The following is a 19081-nucleotide window of genomic DNA, read 5'->3' as shown; positions in this document are numbered from 1 at the left end:
TTACCCCTCCTTAGGACTGGCCGGGAAGGCAACCTTCAGGCCAGTAAACTCTCGCCGCCAATCAGCGGGATAATTCGGGCAAGTACATCGTTAAAGACACCGTCTTCAGCAACGGCGATGAATTTAGCCTGCCGCTGACGCCAGTCCATCGTGTGGATAAGCGTTGTCGCCACCACGCACGGCGAGCTCAGGTTATTCACCGGCACCTCGGTCGGCGCACCTCTGACACTGGTGCTGACAGGCATGCAAATCACCAGCCCGGTGACCTGGTTGTAAGTCTCATGAGACAAAATCAGCGCCGGGCGATATTTGCCAATTTCCTTTCCCTTGGTAGGCTCAAAATCGAGCCAGCAAATATCCCCGCGCTTTGGTAAATACATTAATAATCAAGCTCCTTGTCAGTGGGTTCAGCTAATTCATCCGCGTGAGCAGTATACGCGCTCAAACTTGATAACAAGCTGGCCTCCGTGACCTTTTGCTTCTCGGCTTTTCGAATTTGCAGCCCTTCTTCAGAAACCTCAATGTCAACGACATCGCCTTCCTCAAATTGTGGAATTGACTTCAAATTTCCTGAAAGGCGCAACGCAATGCTGTTACCCCATTTCTGTAATGTTGCCTGAGTTCGCATGTTTCTTACCTCTCTGTATGTATCTACAAAGAGTATACATCCAAAAGTCTGCGGGTGTATTCCCCATGCAGACTTTTGCGAGCGGCCTTCCGGTTTTAGTGATGCCTTTAAAGCCGCCTCTCTAAATGATCCCCCCGTTCACTTTCAGCGTCTGGCCGTTGACCCATGCGCCGTCGGGGCCGGCGAGGAAGGAGACGACGGATGCGATGTCTTCCGGCTGGCCGAGGCGTTCGAGAGGGGCGGCTTTGGCGATATTTTCAATAAGCTGATCGGATTTACCGTTGAGGAACAAATCCGTCGCCGTCGGGCCGGGTGCGACGGTGTTGACGGTGATCTGGCGGCCACGCATTTCTTTGGTCAGTACGCGGCTCAGCGCTTCGACGGCGGCTTTGGTCGCAGCATAAACGCCGTAGGTTGGCTGATACAGACCCACCACGGTGGAGGAGAAATTGATAATACGCCCGCCGTTGTGAAGGTGTTTTGCCGCTTCACGCAGGGTGTTAAACGTGCCTTTCAGGTTGATGTCGATCAGGCGGTCGAACGCCGCATCGTCGGTGTCGGCGACAGCGGAAAGCGTCATGATCCCGGCATTATTCACCAGCACATCCACACCGCCAAAGGCCTGCTGTGCGCTGGCAAACATACGGCTGACCGCGGCGCCATCACTGACATCGGCCTGCGCGGCGATGGCCTTTCCCCCTGCCTGTTCAATTTTACTCACCACGGCGTCGGCTTGTGCCTCTCCGCGTGAATAGTTCACGATAACCGTGAAACCGTCCAGCGCCAGACGTTCAGCGATGGCCGCGCCGATACCGCGTGATGCGCCGGTGACCAGCGCGACTTTATTTTGGGTCGGATTTTGAGTCGGAGAAGTCATGATGTTTTCCTCAGGGTCTGTTGAAGTATGGCGACAGACAAAGAGTAGTGGATTGACGCTGCCGGATAATTACCCGATATTCGTTATCACTATCCGGTATAGGCGAACAATCATGGATAAACTCGACAGTATGCGGTTGTTTACCCGCGTGGTAGAACTGCGCAGTTTTACGCAAGCCGCGCAGGATCTGAACCTGAAACGTTCGACGGTAACCGACGCCATTAAGCAGCTGGAAGTACGGCTGAAGGTTCGTTTGCTGCAACGCACAACCCGCCATGTCAGCCCGACGCTGGACGGCGAGGCGTATTATCAGCGCTGTCTGCGCATTCTGGCCGACGTGGAAGATGCCGAGATGGATTTCGCCGGTGCGCAGCCCAAAGGGTTGTTGCGGGTGGACGCCCACGGTTCGCTGGCGCGGCATTTTCTTTTGCCCGGCCTGCCGGATTTTCTGGCGCAATATCCTGAGATCGAATTTTATCTGAGCGAAGGTGACCGGTTCGTCGATCTGGTTCGTGAAGGTATCGACTGCGTGATCCGCGCGGGCGAACTGAAAGACAGCGATATGGTGGCGCGTCCGCTGGGAACGCTGTCGGAAATCACCTGCGCCAGCCCGGCGTATCTTGCGCGTTTTGGTACACCGAAAACGCCGGACGATCTCGTTAATCACCGGATGATTGGCTACCGTTCAAGCGCGACCGGCGGCCTGTTGCCGCTGATTTTTCATCAGAACGGGAAAGCGCGGGAAGTGATGTTGCCGACCAGTTTGTCGGTTAACGGTGCGGAAAGTATGAAGGAAGCGGCGCGGCGCGGAATGGGCATTATGCAGGTACCACATTACGGGTTAACCGACGATCTGGCGCAGGGCACGCTGGTGCAAATTCTGGCGGATTTCCCGGTCGGTGCGTTGCCGGTCGCGCTGCTTTATCCGCGTAACCGTCAGCTTTCGCCCCGCGTGCGGGTGTTTATTGACTGGATGGTGAAGGAGTTTGCGCGGCGCAGCCCGCCGCACACTACAGCGTTACACCCTGCTGTCTGAGCTGGCCGATATCCTGCAACGGCGGCGCGCCAAACGAACGGCGGTATTCCCGGTTAAACTGCGACGGGCTTTCGTAGCCTACGCGAAATGCCGCGGTCGCCGCGTCGATATTGCCGCTCAGCAGCAGGCGGCGCGCTTCCAGTAAACGGATCTGTTTCTGGTATTGCAGCGGGCTCATGACCGTCAGCGCCTTGAAACGGTGATGCAGATTCGAGACGCTCATTCCGACAATTTTTGCCAGTTCATCCATCCGCAGCGGGTGCGCGAAATTGGCTTTGATCCACACAATCGCCTCGCTCACGCCTTTCCCCTGATAATACGACAGCAGATGCTGATAAAAATGGCCGCCTTCCGGTGCGGTGATCAGCCGGTAGAAAATCTCTTTTTTCACCAGTTGCCCGAGCGCCTGTAAATCCTGCGGAATATCCAGCATGGCGACCAGGCGCAAAAAGGCATCGGCCAGACAGTCATCGGATTTTGCCACGTACGTGACGCCCCCGGATCGCGCAGCCGGGAGCGGATCGAGCTGCATATCGATCATCAGATCGGCCATTTCTTTCAGATCCAGATCGATACGGATCCCCAGATACGGCGTTTCTTCCGTCGCCTGCGTCACCTGCCCGGAAACCGGCATATCAATCGCCGAAAGCAGATAACTGCCCGCGCCATACTCCACCACTTCCGCGCCGATCAGCACCTTTTTCTGGCCCTGTAAAATCAGGCACATCGACGGAGAAAGCATGCCTTTGTTAAGCGCCGTCGGATGTGTGAAACGGATAAATGACAGCCACGGCAGCGCCGTCGGACAGGAATTTTCATCCGGCGGCAGGGCTGAAAAGGCGCGCAAAACACGCGCGCTCAGGGACGTCAGGGGGCTCATACCATCCTCACTCATCGTCTATCAGGGTCTTCGGCTCAAGATACGCTTCCAGCCCGTAAGTACCAAATTCACGGCCCAGACCCGACTGTTTGAAGCCGCCAAACGGCGCGTCCGGCGCATCGTACATGCCATTAACGAACACCCGCCCGGCGATAATTTGCGACGCCACGCTGCGCGCCTGCTGGCGATCTTCGCCGCTGACATATGCCTGCAAGCCGTAAACCGTGTCGTTCGCCATGCTGACCGCTTCCTCAATGCTGCGGTAGGTCAGCACCGAAATCACCGGCCCGAAAATCTCTTCGCGGGCGATGGTCATCTGCGGCGTGACGTTCGCAAACACCGTCGGTTTCACAAAATAACCGTGGCGAAGCCCGTCCGGCCGCCCTTCGCCGCCGCACACCAGCTCCGCGCCTTCTTCAATGCCCAGACGGATATAATTCTGCACGCGGTCGTACTGTTTTGCCGTCACCAGCGGGCCGATTTGCGTATCCGCCTGCTGCGGGTCGCCCACCTTGACATTCGCCACCGCGCGCACCAGATGCGCTTTCACTTCTTGCAGCCGTTCTTCCGGGACCAGCAAGCGGGTACCGGCAATGCATGCCTGGCCGTTATTCATCGTGCCAACCGCCAGCGCCAGCGGAATGGCTTTTTCGAGATCAACATCCGGCAGAAGAATGTTAGGCGATTTGCCGCCGAGTTCCAGCGTCACGCGTTTCAGGGTGTCCACCGCGCCGCGGGCAATCGCTTTGCCCACCGCCGTCGAACCGGTAAAGGAGATTTTCGCGATATCAGGGTGACGGGTAATTTCTGCGCCGACCACGTCGCCGCGTCCGGTGACAATATTAAACACGCCCGCCGGTAAACCTGCGGCGTGCAGGCACTCTGTCAGCAACTGCGTCTGGCCCGCGCTCAGCTCGCTGGGCTTGATCACCACGGTGCTGCCCGCCGCCAGCGCCGTCGCCATTTTGTTGCAGATAAAACCGTAGTTGGCGTTCCACGGCGTGATCAGCCCGACGACGCCCAGCGGTTCCATCACCACTTTTGCATTGCCAATCTGGCGGACAAATTCATACTCTTTGAGCAGTTTTATCGCCTGCAAAAATGCGCCGGACGCCCGCGCTACGGTGCCGCGCACCATCGCCAGCGAGCCGCCATATTCGGCGCTCATCACCGCTTCCAGCGCGTCCGCCCGCGCCAGTACCGCGTCGTGCAGCTGCTGTAAATACTGAATGCGCTGCGGTTTGCTGGTCCGTGAGAAATCAACGTAAGCCGCTTTTGCGGCAGCGATCGCCTGGCGGGTATCAGTTTCATCGGCCAGACGAACCTGCGCCGCAACCTGTTCAGTCACCGGATTGATCAGGTCCATCACTTCGGTGCCGTGCGGGGTGACGAACTCGCCGTTAATATAGATTTGATTAATCTGTTTCATGAATGCCTCCGGTTTGTGAGTCTTCATGCTAAGACCGGCGGGCAAAAGGGAGATAGACCAATACTGCCTGAGGATTGCCTGATCCTGCTGGCCGGGAGTATGTTAGAAATCTATCGATTGGGAGAAACCGATGACCACACCTGCTGTATTACTGCATATCGGCCACGAAGAGACGCAAATTGTCGTCAGAAATTCCGGGGCTGAGGACAAGATTTTGCCGCTAACGCTGGGCTCACAGCTGACGTCCGTGGGCTATTTCCGCCACACGCCGCCCACGCCGGATGAAATGGAAACCGCCATTATGGTGGTGGAAGATGAAATTATTCGTATCCGGTATGACATTCCCGCAGGCGCGGCGCTGTTCAGCACGGACAACGATATCCGCGCGCTGGCACGCATTGCCGGTGTGGCAGAAAACGAGGTGATGACGCTGTCGCTCGACGCCGTCGAACGGACATTTGACCGGCTGGCGCTGGTCATTAACGGACGCCCTGCGCACTTTGAAGGGTTGCCGGACGGCAATGATTTCGCGGCCACATTGCTGATTTTGCGCGAGTTCATGCACCATCTGCAATTTGCAGAAATCACCGTGCAGGGAACGAAATTTGAGATGTAAGCAGAAAGAGTAACAGCCTCATGCGAGGCTGTTATTTTGAGTAACTCAGATTCAGGCCAACGTATTTTTCAGCTGCGCAGGGTCCGATTCCAGCAACACCAGACCGCTGAGATCCGGCAGCGACTGATGCGCCAGATAATCCCGGAACGAGATGCGCGGCGCATCGTTTTGCCATGCGGATTGCAACTTGCCGAGCAAATCCGTGGTTTTGGACGTTTCCACCGGCGTCGTCGTGTCAGATTCCAGCCAGCCTTTCACATACTTCTGAATATGCGTTGAGGTGCTGGCCGACTGATCCACAGACGCACTCACCAGCGCCCCTTTGTGGTACTGCACAGACGTCGTGCTTTCGGCTTTATCATCAATCTGATAGTAGAGATAATTTTGCGAATCCCGGTCACTGGTCAGGTTCAGCTGAAGCCCCGGCGTTAATGACTTGTGGAAGCTTGCGACCAGATGCGATTGCTGCTTCTGCGTAATATTGCGGTTCTGCGTGCTGTCGCCGGTGATTGTGCTGGCCTGCGAAACCTGATAGGAGAAAGTATCCACTTCGTCAGGGCGCATCGGATTGGTTTTATCCGTCGGCGTCTGCGTGACTGACGCCGTAAAATCTGCCAGCCCGGTCATCATGTTTTTATCGGTTTTGGTCAGCGAGAAGTGAACCGGTTCCGGGCCGCTGCTCTTGTAGGTCGTCGCCGACGCGCCGTAATTGCTGTTAAGCGCAGTAAATGCATCTTTGAACATGTCCAGCAGCGATGAGTCCGCATTCCCCCGCGAACCTGCACTACTGAACTGCTTCAGATACTGATTCAGCGCCTGTTTTTGCTGTGACTCTGTGCCGAGAAGCGCACGTTTACTCATGTCCACGCTGATATTCACCGTGCCAAGCGCTCCGGTTGATTTCACCGAACGCGTGCTGGCGTCGGCGTGGAAATCGAGCGTTTGGGCATTGTTCGTGCCCAACGTAGCGTGCAAATCAACGGAAGACAGCACCGACGTATCGAATTGAGTTAATCCGCTCAGATCGAGCTTTGGCGGTTGCGCGGTCAGGCCGTCAATGGCTTTCTGAAAACCGTCGGCCAGACCGGCCAGCGCAGTGCGGTCGGCCTTACTGAGCGTACCTTTTGTGACGCTCACCTGCACGCCCAGACCATCGTCATCGCTGCCCAGCGTGATATCCACCAGCGCGCCGCTGGCCGTTTTCACGCTCAGGGTGATCTGATTATCCGCTTTGGTATGAAGTTGCGACTGAGCGCTGCTGACTGAGGAAGCCGGACCCGCCGTCTGCTTTAGGACAGATTGCGAATAACTGCCCGCCTCCGTGGTAAAGCGTTCCAGCACCGCCGCCCCCAGTCCGGCGAAACGCGCCGCATTGCCTGCGGAATTGAAATTTCCCGCCAGCCTCGAGGAGATAAGATCGGCAGAAGCATTTTCCCACACCAGTGCCGGTTTGGTGATGGCGTAAACAGGCGTGCTGCTGGTCGCCTGCCCGATCGTGACGGAAGTCGACTGCGTCGCCGATGCCTGCTGGCTGGCGACGGCAGTCACGGTTGCCGTGGTTTTGGTGGCGGCCAGCAGCGTATTGACTGACTGGTTGCCCGTTGCGGAAATGGTTGTCATCCCGATAGTTCCCTTGTTTTTGCGCCATAGCGCCAGTGGATACCCTGATCCTTCTGATGCTATTTTCGGCAAAACCACAGGAAACTTTAAGGATATGTAAAAGTCTGTTTCTGAAAAGCGGGCCACGACGCCCGGCGCTCTGTTATTCCAGCGGACCACCCAGAATGGTTTCGCACATGCCGGAAAGAATGCGTTCGCCCGTTTCTGTTTTCAGATCTTCATACCACTGGCCAGTGACCGCCATGTCTTTGCCGTGCGTCACGTCGCAGCGTTTGCGCGCTTTCAACACCAGATCTTTCACACGATACGCTCGTTTTTCCTGATAGCGCAGCAGCGCGTCTTCAATGCCTAACGAGTTGGTTTGCAATACATTGGCCAGCACCACGGCGTCTTCCATTGCCGCGCATCCGCCCTGACCGATATCCGGCGTCGTGCTGTGGCCGGAATCGCCCAGCAACGCTATCCGCCCTTTAACCAGTTGCATAAACGGTTCGATATCGTGGATTTCAATCCGGTTGGTGGTGTCGGGATTAATCAGGCTAATCAGTTTCTGCACCGGTTCTGCCCAGCCGGCAAAATAGCGCTGTAAATCGTCGCGCACCGTGGCGCGGTCTTCCGGCAGGCCTTTAGGCAGCGGAACGTCAAAGAAAAAGTAGAAACGGTTGTCGCTTACCGGCATCAGCGAAACACGCTTACCTTCACCCACGAATGTCGTCCACTGATCGGCAGGCGCGATACTTTCATCGATTTCCACCAGCCCGTTCCAGTTAACATAACCGGCATAACGGCGCTCGGTGGCGTAGCCCAGAACGTGCTGGCGGATAACAGAATGCGTGCCGTCGGCGGCAATCAGCACATCGCCGGTCGCGGATGTTCCGTCGTCAAACCAGGCAGTCACGCTGTCTGCGGACTCCTCAACGTGCGTAACGCGTTTGCCAAACTGCACCTTGTCGCGGCCATAGGTATCGAGCAGCATCGACTGAAGCTCCGCGCGCGCTACCGGATACGGCTGCTCACCGACGCTCTGAATCAGCGGATCCATCGAGAAGCGCGTCATTGTCTGGCCTTGCTGATAATCTTTGTACGCCATAAAACGCATCTGGCCGCCCAGCTTGCGCAACGGCTCTTTCATCCCGAGATAATTCAGGCATTTCACGCCGTTCGGCCAGATAGAAATCGCCGCGCCCACCGGTTTGATCTCTTTCACCGCCTCGTATACTGCCGTTTCGATGCCAAAACGCTTCAGCGCAATCGCCGCACATGTCCCGCCAATACCGCCACCAATCACGATCGCTTTCATATTTTTCTCCTTGAAGTCTCACAAGGAAAAAGCAATTTCTGTACCAGAAAGCGGATTTGCGCAATAAGCCTTGTATACAATATTAAGGCAAATGAGCATACGCCACAGAACGGCCCGGATGCGCTAAAACAAGGCGAAATAACCGGGAAATGAGCCAGTCTGGTGCGTGAGCGCGAAGGTTGATACTCTTCTGGCTATTCAGATTTCAAATACCACAACCAGAAGTAGTGATGAAATGAATCGCTATCCCATGTTCAGCCCGCAACAGTTACTCAGTTTTGTGGCCGTCTGCGAAACAGGTAGTTTTACCCGCGCCGCCGACCGCGTTTATCTTTCGCAATCGACGGTCAGCCAGCAGGTCCGGCGGCTCGAAGAAGCGCTGGGTAAACCGTTGCTCGAGCGCACGTCGCATCAGGTTCAGCTCACCGAAGAAGGCGAACGGCTGCTCGGCTATGCGCGGCGGATTATCGCGCTCAACGGCGAGGCGCACGACGCGCTGAGCGATCAGTGGCCGGACGGCATTGTGCGTCTCGGCGTGCCGGAAGATTTTGCGGCTGCCACCACCTCTTTGCTGGCGCAGTTTTGCCGTGAACATCCGCATATCCGGCTGGATGTGACCAGCGGCCTGAGCCACGAACTGCGCCGCGCGTGGCAGCAGGACATGCTGGATATTATTCTGGTGAAACAGCTGACCGGCGAGAAAGCCAATGCGTCGCGCCCCGAGCCGATGCTGTGGCTCGACAGCGCCGGGTTTCCCGCTTTTGAGCGCGACCCGGTGCCGCTGGTGCTGTTCCCGCTCAACGGTTTGTATCGCGAAGAATTGTGCCAGGCGCTGGACGCCATCGGGCGCAGCTGGCGGATCAGTTACAGCAGCGCCAGCCTCGCTGCGCTGGTCGCCGCAAGCGCCGCCGGGCTGGGCGTCACGCTGCTGCCCGCCAGCTGTGTCACGCCGGAACACCGTATTCTCGGCGCAGATAGCGGCTTACCCACCGTGGATAACGTCGAGCTGGCGCTGTTTTACCGCCCGGATGCCACGACGGCGCAAATCGCGCTGGCGGGAAAATTGCGCGACTTTTGCCAGCTCAGCTGAGCATTGCGTTTCCCACTGACAGGCAGTGGGAAATATCGCAGCCGGAACCGGAGAGATCTTTTAGGGTGAAGAGAAAAGCAGCATCCTCTGAGCATCATGAATAAGGAATTCGACGTGCAAAACCCTCAGCAACAAAGCCGCAGAAACTTTCTCTCAAACAGCGCAAAAGTCACGGCCACCGGTGCCCTGCTGGCCTCCGGCATGGCGTCTGCTTCCACCGTACGCACCGGTCAGAACATTGAAACATGCGACGATCCCCGTCAGGCAACGATGATTTCTGCCACGCACTACCAGCTGCGGAATGTCCGGCTGGAAGAAGGTTTCGAGCGTGAAGGTGAGATGGTAATTGGCACGCAAACCGGCCTGTACAATCTCGATATCAATAACGGCAAAATTGTGGCGATTCAGCCCGCGAAAGATGCCCCGGCCAGCACGTTACCGGCCTTTGACGCTAAAGGGCTGCTTCTTCTGCCCGCCACGCGCGATATGCATATCCACCTCGACAAAACCTTTTATGGCGGCAAATGGGAAGCGCCGCGCCCGCGTAAAGGCAAAACCATCATGGATATGATTGCCCGCGAGCAGGTGCTGATCCCGAAACTACTGCCGACGTCGGTCGAACACGCCGAAGCGATTATCGGGTTGCTGCATTCCAAAGGCACCACGGTGGCGCGCAGCCACTGCAATATCGACCCGGTCAGCGGCCTGAAAAGTCTCGAACACCTGAAAATCGCGCTGGAAAAACATCAGCAGGATTTCAGCTGTGAGATTGTGGCGTTTCCTCAACACGGTTTGCTGCATTCGAAAGTGGACGGCCTGATGCGCGAAGCGATGCAAATGGGCGTGCAGTACGTCGGCGGATTGGATCCGACCAATGTTGACGGCGCAATGGAAAAGTCGCTGGACGCGATGTTCCAGATTGCGCTCGACACAAATAAAGGCGTGGATATTCATCTGCATGAAACGACGCCCGCCGGGATCGCCGCAGTGAAATACATGATTAAGACCGTGGAGAAAAACCCGCAACTGAAAGGTAAAGTGACGCTCAGCCACGGTTTTGCGCTGGCCATGATGCAGGGCGCAGAGCTGGATGACGTGATCGCCGGGCTGTCTGAGCAGCAGTTCACCGTGGCTTCCACCATTCCGCTCGGCAAACTGAACATGCCGCTGCCGCAGCTGAGCCAGAAAGGCGTATTCGTCATGACCGGCACCGACAGCGTGATCGACCACTGGTCACCGTTCGGCACCGGCAGCATGCTGGAAAAAGCCAGCCTGTACGCCCAGCTCTACGGCAATTCCGACGAATTCGGCCTGACCCGCTCCCTCGCCATCGCCACCGGCAATGTCCTGCCACTCGATGATGCCGGGAAACGCCAGTGGCCCGCACTCAACGACAACGCCGAAATGATCCTGGTCGACGCCAGTTGTTCAGCCGAAGCAGTCGCGCGGGTGTCCGACGTGAAAGCGACATTCCATCAGGGAAGACTGGTGTTTGGCGCGGTAGAGAAGGTGTAAGGGTTCAGGCTTAAAATATTGGACAGGCATAACTCTTTAAAGCGTTGATTTTAAAAATCTAATATTAAGAGATTATGCCTGTTTAAAGATTTTGATAAACACTGTCACTCATTGACTAATGTGATTTCGATCCTATTGATTCCTTTTCCTTTATTTTTCCTCGAGAGTTTTATCACTCCGATATCCTGCGTGTTGCCGACATGAGTTCCGCAACAAGGCATTATTATATCTGCACAGACCCATAGCCTCAGGCCATTATGTGTCTTGAACGTAATAGGTTGGTTTATATCAATGAAGTCATTAACCTGGGACTCAAGACTGATCAGCCCCTCTGCCGATAAATTAGCTGAAAGCTTATAATCCGTACGGTCTTTTTCATGACTCACAAATGATCCCTCAACAGATATAAATTCCGGGCTTTGACTAATGAAGTGTTCCACCAGATGACTTGCTGCATGGAGTTTCATTATCTTACGCCTTTTAAGAAAATCAATATTTCCATGAACATCTTGTCCTACCGTAAGCCCCTGAATATCTAAATAATGTCTTATCGGTGCATGCATGCTAAGTTTTTCATGTTCTTCAGATTCAACAGTCACATTGTTTACGGACTTACCGTTTATTTCACCTGAATCACATTGCTGATTACCTGATAGCGGATAGAATAAGGTACGATCAAGAATAATATAGTCATCACCAATAAAAACGATACTTGCAGTAAAATCCGATTCCTCAGGTCTTTCATCAAATAATCTTTGAGTATTATGCATTTTCAAGTCCTTTTTATAGTGAATAAAAAAATGGGATGAGGAATGGGACTAAAACCGTAATAATCCCCCCCGACAAGAGTGCAACAGGGACATATGCCATACCACAGTGTTTTTCTATAACAGGAAGTGTCACGTCCATTGCAGTGGCTCCTGCAACACCAATGGCAACATTTCCGTTGCCAATTCTTGATAGTGTAGGGATAAGTAACAAGGCAATAGCCTCACGAAATAAATCACATAAAAACGCAACAGACCCAAGAAGAGGATTATTCATTTTAGTAAAAAGTATGCCGGACAAAGTGTACCAACCAAATCCGGAACTGACGGCAAGACTGTGAGACAATGATAGCGGAAGGAACATTGATACCATCGCAGCTCCCGCATAAGATGCTGTGATCGTCAAAAATGTCATATATATATTGTTTTTATTGAAAAATATATCTCTCATTTTCAGACCTGAAGATGACAGTTTTATTCCAATGAAAAATATCAACAAATAAAGAAGAACTGATATGAGAAGGTCATAATCAGCATTCGGAATGACATTGCTGTAAGCAATGACAAATCCTAATACCACTAATCCACCTAACATTAATGGATCTTTAATATACCCCATGATGTCAAACGCAGCCTGGGCATGATCCTCCTTAACATCTACGGCTTTCAAAGCTTCTGTTTTCCAGTGAAATATTTTAAGCACAACTGCAATTGAAACTGAAGATGCAGTAGCTATACTTATAGCATTAAATCCAACAGCAGCCATTTTACTTAAAATGCCCGGAATAAAGCCAACCGTTACCCCCATGAAGATAAGTAGCAGATTTAAAGAAATATTTGATAATTTATTGATAACAGACATTTTTAGACGTGGGATAAAACTCTTAATCTTATACCCCAAAACGAACGAGATAAATATAGGCAATAAATTAGAAAGTGCGATATTCATTGTGTTCTTAATCCATATTACAAGTTGAAAGAATATCGTTTAACTTTTCAGCTCTGCGAATCAATTTTATTTTATGTTCACAAGTAATCATCAACTCTGCGGGTTTGCACCTGAGATTAAAATTTGAACTCATCGAAAACCCATAAGCGCCCACATCTTTAATGCAAAGCAAATCCCCCACACATGTTTCCGGTAATTGTCTTTCTCGGGCGAACATGTCCCCCGACTGACATAAATAACCGGCAATGTCATAGGTTTTCAACGTGTGATGACATGAAGAAAGGTTAGTAATATCATGCCAGGCATTATAGTAAAAACACCGGGGAAAATGATTATAACCCGTATCCAGCCCAATATAGGACCGCATTTCATTATTTTTGACAGAACATACTCTTGTTAATAATACTGCGGAATCAGCAACGATATAACGCCCTGGCTCTATAATAAAGAGTACTTCATCGTTTATGTTTTGTTTTTGACGTTCATCAGTTAAGCAATCATAGACATAATTGATATCGTATTCTGCATGATTCTCGTAATCGAAACCAAAGCCGCCGCCGAAATTCAGAATTCTTATGGAGGGAATTCTTTTAGAAAGCGCTATCAATGCACGTGCATTTTCAACATATATTTCTGCTGACATATCACCTGACCCGGTGTGAGAGTGCAAGCCGATTATATCTACATTTTGTTCAGCGCAAAGTTTCATGGCAACACCAATTTCGGAGGGAAAAATTCCAAACTTTGACATAATACCATTCGTTACAACCGAATCGGAATGCCCGGAACCAATTCCGGTATTGATTCTGATTATAACTTCACTGCCAGGGAAATTATTACATACTAATTTTATCGCATCCAGAGATCCCAGCGTAATGTTGACCCGTTTATTAAATGCATACTGTATTTCATCCAGCGTAAGACAGTCTGCATTATAGAAAATTTCTTTTGAATCAGCTCCACATATCATCGCAAGTTCTATTTCTTCTATGGAGCAGGCATCCATGCCAAACCCATTACGGTTAATCGTGCTAACTATAATCGGATTTTCGTTAGCCTTCATGGCATAAAGTAACTTAAACTTATCATCAGAAATAATTGAAGTTAGGCTATTCATTCTCTCGATAAGGCGCTCTTCTTCATAAACATAAACAGGCGTACCGTATTCCTTAGCAATAAGAATTAGATTTTCAGAATCCGACATATTCAAATTCCTTTTAGTTGTAATTTTGATAAGTATCTTTCCCCAGAATCTGGTGAAAGACAGATTATCTTTTCCATATTGTTTTTTGATTTCAGTTTCACTGCTGCTGCTACAATTGCTCCGCTGGATAAACCGATATCTATACCCTCTTTTTCTCTGAGTATATTGCATGTTGAGAAAGCAAGTTCATCCGTGACAGGTATAACTTCATTTGCAGCATTTTTGCTGAGAATACCCGGGATAAAGTTAGAACCAATCCCTTCAATTTTCCAGGGCAAGGGGGAGTACTTATTACCGCAAAAGAAAGATTCAAATATTGATCCCACAGGGTCTGCCACAACAAAAATGGCTCGACTTCCCCGCTCGACAAAATACTTTTTTATTCCCATTAATGTCCCACCAGAGCCAACACCGCAAACAACAGCATCTATATCTTGGCCACCTTGCAGCCAGATCTCCGGAGCTGTTGTTTTGTAATGGGCATCAATATTTGAATAATTATTGAATTGATTGCAGAAATATCGCCCATGGCCTTTAGAATATTCATTTGCAACATTGAGATAATTTTTTTTCGAAGCGTATGGCTCTTCGGAATCCATAATAATAACGTTGGCGCCATAAAATTTCAGCAGGTCTAATTTCTCTTTACTTATGCGTTCATGGGTAAAAATCGTTACCTTATATCCTGTTAAACGGCCAATCCAGGCAATACCAATTCCCGTATTTCCTGATGTTGCCTCAACAAGTTCCATACCAGGAAAAATACTTCCACGTCTTTCAGCATTCTCTATGATTTCTAACGCAACCCGGTCCTTAATCGAACCACCGGGATTGTAAGATTCTAATTTAATGCGAATATCACAAAGTGGATATTCATTTTCTAAAATGCGTATCATCGGTGTATTACCGATAAGCTTTAATAAATTATGTGTTCTGCGATCATCCTTTATATCTAGCATAGCAATCTCTCCTTGCGTATCTGCCGCTAAATATATAAATAGATTGCATTGACCGGTCAATGTTTTGAAAAAGCCCCATTTTACGAGATGGCAGATTTAAAACCTTTCCATTCGTATGGTTACTTTTATTTTTATTGTCAAAAAAGATTAAATTAGAATTATATCCTGTTAATTTCACTTAAATAGATAAAAATAACTTTAATATATTCAGCTACTGCTATAAGAATTACTAATAATCATGGGTAAGTTGTCTGATACCACGTTCAGTAACCCTATAATAATAAAGAATAAAATTAAAGTATTTAAAAGAGATATTTAATTATCCGCATATCATAAATATGATAGATAATTTTAAGACAGCAAAAAGCCCCTTTCGGGGCTTTTTTAATTCCTGACATGAATGCCCGAAGGCACAAAATCAGAACGGGATATCGTCGTCGAAATCCATTGGGGGTTCGTTGCTCTGTGCTGGCGCGTTGTTTTGCGCAGCCGGACGAGCCTGCTGGCCGCCGCTGAACTGGTTGCCGCCTTGTGGCTGCTGAGGCTGACCCCAACCGCCCTGCTGGCCGCCACCTGCTGATGCCTGACCGCCACCTGCAGGTGCGCCGCCGCCGGTACGGCCGCCGAGCATTTGCATGGTGCCGCCCACGTTAACAACGACTTCGGTGGTGTATTTTTCTACGCCAGCCTGATCGGTCCATTTACGGGTTTGCAGTGCACCTTCGATGTAAACCTGTGAACCCTTTTTCAGGTATTCACCGGCAACTTCGGCTAATTTGCCGAACAGCACAACGCGGTGCCATTCTGTTTTCTCTTTCTGCTCGCCGGTGGCTTTGTCACGCCAGCTTTCGGAGGTTGCCAGCGTCATGTTGGCAACGGCGCCGCCGTTTGGCATGTAGCGGATTTCTGGATCTTGTCCGAGATTACCGACGAGAATAACTTTGTTTACGCCTCTGCTGGCCATGTGGATTCTCCTGATGATGTATGTCGTGGCTGAAACCACAGTTTGAGATGTGAAAGACTCACTTCGTATCATTATAACCACAAAACGCCGCCGTCATAACCACAAAACACAGCCGGGCTCGAACGGATGTTCTTCGCCGGGACATTCATTCCATAATGCTCAGTAAATGATCGCCTGTTACATCGAGTACTGGATATACATTCAGGTTTTGGGGTGGCATGGGCTGTGATTTGTGTCATAATTGCGCGTTACGTTCTTCTCTGTGCCTGATTCGCTGACCGGCGCGATGCCACACTTTCCGACGGTCACCGGCACGGTGAGCTATCAAGTTAATCCGGGAATGATGAATGGATAAGATCGAAGTTCGGGGCGCACGCACCCATAATCTCAAGAATATCAACCTGATTATCCCGCGCGACAAACTGATTGTTGTCACCGGCTTATCCGGTTCAGGCAAGTCCTCTCTGGCGTTCGATACGCTGTACGCCGAAGGCCAGCGCCGCTACGTCGAGTCGCTGTCTGCCTATGCACGCCAATTTTTATCCTTAATGGAAAAACCGGACGTCGACCATATTGAAGGTCTGTCTCCGGCTATTTCGATTGAGCAAAAATCTACATCGCATAACCCGCGTTCCACCGTCGGGACGATTACCGAAATCCACGACTACCTGCGTCTGCTGTTTGCCCGCGTGGGCGAGCCGCGCTGCCCGGACCACAATATTCCGCTGTCCGCGCAGACCGTCAGTCAGATGGTGGATAACGTGCTCGCGCAGCCGGAAGGCCAGCGCCTGATGCTGCTCGCGACGATCGTGAAAGACCGTAAAGGCGAGCACACCAAAACGCTGGAAAATCTGGCATCACAAGGCTATATCCGTGCGCGTATCGACGGCGAAGTTTGTGATTTGTCGGATCCGCCGAAGCTGGAATTGCAGAAAAAACACACCATTGAAGTGGTCGTTGACCGCTTTAAAGTGCGTGATGATCTGGCGCAGCGCCTCGCGGAATCCTTCGAAACCGCGCTGGAATTGTCCGGCGGTACGGCGGTGGTCGCCGATATGGATGACCCGAAAGCCGACGAAATGCTGTTCTCTGCCAACTTCGCCTGCCCGGTGTGTGGCTACAGCATGCGCGAGCTCGAACCGCGGATGTTCTCGTTCAACAACCCGGCGGGTGCCTGCCCGACCTGCGATGGTTTGGGCGTGCAGCAGTTCTTCGATCCGGATCGCGTGGTGCAAAACCCTGAGCTTTCCCTGGCTGGTGGCGCCATCCGCGGCTGGGATCGCCGTAACTTCTATTACTTCCAGATGCTGCGCTCACTGGGCGAGCATTACGATTTCGATGTGGAAGCGCCGTTTAACGAACTGAGCAGCGACGTGCGCCATGCAATCCTGCACGGTTCCGGCAAAACCACCATTGAATTCAAATACATCAACGATCGCGGTGACACATCAATCCGCCGCCATCCGTTCGAAGGTGTGCTGCACAACATGGAACGCCGTTATAAAGAAACGGAATCCAGCGCCGTGCGCGAAGAGCTGTCGAAATATATCAGCAACCGCCCTTGTACATCCTGTAAAGGCACGCGTCTGCGCGAAGAAGCGCGTAACGTGTTTGTCGAAGAAACCACGCTGCCGGAAATCTCTGATTTCAGCATCGGCCATGCGATGGATTTCTTCCGCAACATGAAACTCAGCGGCCAGCGCGCAAAAATCGCTGAGAAAGTGCTGAAAGAAATCGGCGATCGCCTGAAATTCCTGGTGAACGTCGGGCTGAACTACCTCTCGCTGTCCCGTTCTGCCGAAACGCTGTCCGGCGGCGAAGCCCAGCGTATCCGTCTGGCGAGCCAGATTGGTGCCGGTCTGGTGGGCGTGATGTACGTGCTGGATGAACCGTCCATCGGACTGCATCAGCGCGACAATGAACGTCTGCTGGAAACTCTGATCCACCTGCGTGATCTCGGCAATACGGTCATCGTGGTAGAACACGACGAAGACGCAATCCGCGCCGCCGACCATATTATCGATATCGGCCCTGGCGCAGGCGTCCACGGCGGTGAAGTGGTTGCAGAAGGCACCGCAGAAGACATCATGGCGAACGAAGAATCGCTGACCGGCCAGTTCCTCAGCGGTAAACGTGAGATTTCTGTGCCTGCGCAACGTGTGCCTGCGGACGCAACGAAAGTGCTGAAACTGTCCGGCGCGAAAGGCAATAACCTGAAAGATGTCACGCTGACGCTGCCGGTGGGCCTGTTCACCTGCATCACCGGCGTGTCCGGCTCAGGGAAATCGACGCTCATTAACGACACGTTGTTCCCGCTGGCACAGCGCGAACTGAACGGCGCGACCATCGCCGAAGCGGCGCCATACCGTGAAATCGAAGGTCTGGGGCATTTCGATAAAGTGATCGACATCGACCAGAGCCCGATTGGCCGTACGCCGCGCTCTAACCCGGCGACGTACACCGGCATTTTCACGCCGGTTCGCGAACTGTTTGCCGGTGTGCCGGAATCACGTTCACGCGGCTATACGCCAGGGCGTTTCAGTTTCAACGTCAAAGGCGGGCGCTGTGAAGCCTGTCAGGGCGATGGCGTGATCAAAGTCGAAATGCACTTCCTGCCGGATATTTATGTGCCGTGCGATCAGTGCAAAGGCAAACGCTATAACCGCGAAACGCTGGAAATTAAATACAAAGGCAAGAGCATCCACGAAGTGCTGGAAATGACGATTGAAGAAGCCCGTGATTTCTTCGACGCCGTCCCAGCCCTTGCGCGTAAATTGCAGACGTTAATCGACGTCGGTCTGACGTATATCAGCCTCGGCCAGTCAGCGACCACGCTGTCCGGCGGTGAAGCGCAGCGTGTGAAACTGGCGCGTGAGCTTTCCAAACGCGGCACCGGCCAGACGCTGTATATTCTCGACGAGCCGACCACCGGTCTGCACTTTGCCGACATCCAGCAATTGCTGGAAGTGCTGCATCAGTTGCGCGATCAGGGCAACACCATTGTGGTGATTGAACACAATCTGGACGTGATTAAAACCGCGGACTGGATTGTCGATCTGGGGCCGGAAGGCGGTGCCGGCGGCGGTCAGATTCTGGTTGCCGGAACACCGGAAACCGTCGCGGAATGCAAAGAATCGCACACCGCACGCTTCCTGAAACCGCTGCTCGAACGCCACAGCCAGCAGGCGAAGAAAACGGCTTAATGTTTTTGGCTTCCTCCCCTGCGAAGGGGAGGAGCTAAAACCAA

Annotated in this window: 17 protein-coding genes; 5 read left to right on the top strand and 12 right to left on the bottom strand. The window is 52.2% G+C overall.

Features of this window, described 5'->3' with window-relative positions; all coding sequences use genetic code 11:
* Positions 1 to 35: 35 nt before the first annotated feature.
* The 3 genes from CWS43_RS00325 to CWS43_RS00315 all read right to left on the bottom strand — a co-directional run bounded on the left by CWS43_RS00325 (position 36) and on the right by CWS43_RS00315 (position 1505).
* Positions 36 to 380 (bottom strand): type II toxin-antitoxin system PemK/MazF family toxin, encoded by a 345-nt coding sequence (locus tag CWS43_RS00325; protein ID WP_101074892.1) that lies wholly within the window; start codon positions 378 to 380, stop codon positions 36 to 38.
* Positions 380 to 628, bottom strand: a complete 249-nt coding sequence (locus CWS43_RS00320; protein ID WP_101074891.1) for a transcriptional regulator — start codon at positions 626 to 628, stop codon at positions 380 to 382. The genes CWS43_RS00325 and CWS43_RS00320 overlap by 1 nt, the downstream gene beginning before the upstream one ends.
* Positions 629 to 749: 121 nt before the next feature.
* Positions 750 to 1505, bottom strand: a complete 756-nt coding sequence (locus tag CWS43_RS00315; protein WP_101074890.1) for an SDR family oxidoreductase — start codon at positions 1503 to 1505, stop codon at positions 750 to 752.
* 112 nt (positions 1506 to 1617) lie between these two features.
* On the opposite strand from CWS43_RS00315, the gene CWS43_RS00310 reads away from it, so the two are divergent.
* On the top strand, positions 1618 to 2541 hold the full coding sequence (locus CWS43_RS00310; RefSeq protein WP_101074889.1) for a LysR family transcriptional regulator: 924 nt from the start codon (positions 1618 to 1620) through the stop codon (positions 2539 to 2541).
* Here the strand turns inward: CWS43_RS00310 and CWS43_RS00305 are convergent.
* On the bottom strand, positions 2516 to 3421 hold the full coding sequence (locus tag CWS43_RS00305; RefSeq protein ID WP_232776589.1) for an AraC family transcriptional regulator: 906 nt from the start codon (positions 3419 to 3421) through the stop codon (positions 2516 to 2518). The genes CWS43_RS00310 and CWS43_RS00305 overlap by 26 nt on opposite strands.
* A gap of 7 nt (positions 3422 to 3428) precedes the next feature.
* Positions 3429 to 4850: an aldehyde dehydrogenase family protein gene (locus CWS43_RS00300; RefSeq protein WP_101074887.1), complete on the bottom strand. Its 1422-nt coding sequence runs from the start codon at positions 4848 to 4850 to the stop codon at positions 3429 to 3431.
* Between the two features lie 130 nt (positions 4851 to 4980).
* Here CWS43_RS00300 and CWS43_RS00295 point away from each other — a divergent pair, with 130 nt between their 5' ends.
* Entirely contained in the window at positions 4981 to 5466 is a 486-nt protein-coding gene (locus CWS43_RS00295) for a hypothetical protein (RefSeq protein WP_101074886.1), read from the top strand.
* Positions 5467 to 5517: 51 nt separating this feature from the next.
* Here the strand turns inward: CWS43_RS00295 and CWS43_RS00290 are convergent, their stop codons facing one another.
* Together CWS43_RS00290 and hpxO are read right to left on the bottom strand one after the other, a co-directional pair.
* Positions 5518 to 7086, bottom strand: a complete 1569-nt coding sequence (locus tag CWS43_RS00290; protein WP_101074885.1) for a hypothetical protein — start codon at positions 7084 to 7086, stop codon at positions 5518 to 5520.
* A 142-nt stretch (positions 7087 to 7228) separates the two neighbouring features.
* The gene (gene hpxO / locus CWS43_RS00285; protein WP_101074884.1) at positions 7229 to 8386 is read right to left on the bottom strand and encodes an FAD-dependent urate hydroxylase HpxO; all 1158 of its coding nucleotides are present in this window, start codon (positions 8384 to 8386) and stop codon (positions 7229 to 7231) included.
* A 235-nt stretch (positions 8387 to 8621) separates the two neighbouring features.
* Between hpxO and CWS43_RS00280 the strand changes: the two genes are divergently transcribed.
* Together CWS43_RS00280 and CWS43_RS00275 are read left to right on the top strand one after the other, a co-directional pair.
* A complete protein-coding gene (locus tag CWS43_RS00280; protein WP_101074883.1) occupies positions 8622 to 9476 on the top strand; it encodes a LysR family transcriptional regulator in 855 nt (284 codons plus the stop codon).
* Between the two features lie 96 nt (positions 9477 to 9572).
* Entirely contained in the window at positions 9573 to 10991 is a 1419-nt protein-coding gene (locus CWS43_RS00275; protein ID WP_101074882.1) for an amidohydrolase family protein, read from the top strand.
* Between the two features lie 104 nt (positions 10992 to 11095).
* On the opposite strand, the gene CWS43_RS00270 is transcribed toward CWS43_RS00275, so the two are convergent.
* The 5 genes from CWS43_RS00270 to CWS43_RS00250 all read right to left on the bottom strand — a co-directional run bounded on the left by CWS43_RS00270 (position 11096) and on the right by CWS43_RS00250 (position 15834).
* The gene (locus CWS43_RS00270) at positions 11096 to 11761 is read right to left on the bottom strand and encodes an alanyl-tRNA editing protein (RefSeq protein WP_101074881.1); all 666 of its coding nucleotides are present in this window, start codon (positions 11759 to 11761) and stop codon (positions 11096 to 11098) included.
* Positions 11762 to 11774: 13 nt separating this feature from the next.
* Positions 11775 to 12707: a lysine exporter LysO family protein gene (locus tag CWS43_RS00265; protein ID WP_101074880.1), complete on the bottom strand. Its 933-nt coding sequence runs from the start codon at positions 12705 to 12707 to the stop codon at positions 11775 to 11777.
* A 7-nt stretch (positions 12708 to 12714) separates the two neighbouring features.
* Positions 12715 to 13911 (bottom strand): diaminopimelate decarboxylase, encoded by a 1197-nt coding sequence (gene lysA / locus CWS43_RS00260; RefSeq protein WP_157825340.1) that lies wholly within the window; start codon positions 13909 to 13911, stop codon positions 12715 to 12717.
* 2 nt (positions 13912 to 13913) lie between these two features.
* A complete protein-coding gene (locus tag CWS43_RS00255; RefSeq protein WP_101075756.1) occupies positions 13914 to 14870 on the bottom strand; it encodes a PLP-dependent cysteine synthase family protein in 957 nt (318 codons plus the stop codon).
* Between the two features lie 418 nt (positions 14871 to 15288).
* On the bottom strand, positions 15289 to 15834 hold the full coding sequence (locus tag CWS43_RS00250) for a single-stranded DNA-binding protein (RefSeq protein ID WP_101074878.1): 546 nt from the start codon (positions 15832 to 15834) through the stop codon (positions 15289 to 15291).
* A 347-nt stretch (positions 15835 to 16181) separates the two neighbouring features.
* On the opposite strand from CWS43_RS00250, the gene uvrA reads away from it, so the two are divergent.
* Positions 16182 to 19037, top strand: a complete 2856-nt coding sequence (gene uvrA, locus CWS43_RS00245) for an excinuclease ABC subunit UvrA (RefSeq protein ID WP_101074877.1) — start codon at positions 16182 to 16184, stop codon at positions 19035 to 19037.
* Positions 19038 to 19081 lie beyond the last annotated feature (44 nt).

Origin of the sequence: Rahnella sp. AA (assembly GCF_002834385.1) — a bacterium.
Lineage (GTDB): Bacteria > Pseudomonadota > Gammaproteobacteria > Enterobacterales > Enterobacteriaceae > Rahnella.
The sequence above is the reverse complement of the archived record's forward strand: the minus strand, read 5'-3'. Positions and strand labels throughout refer to the sequence as shown.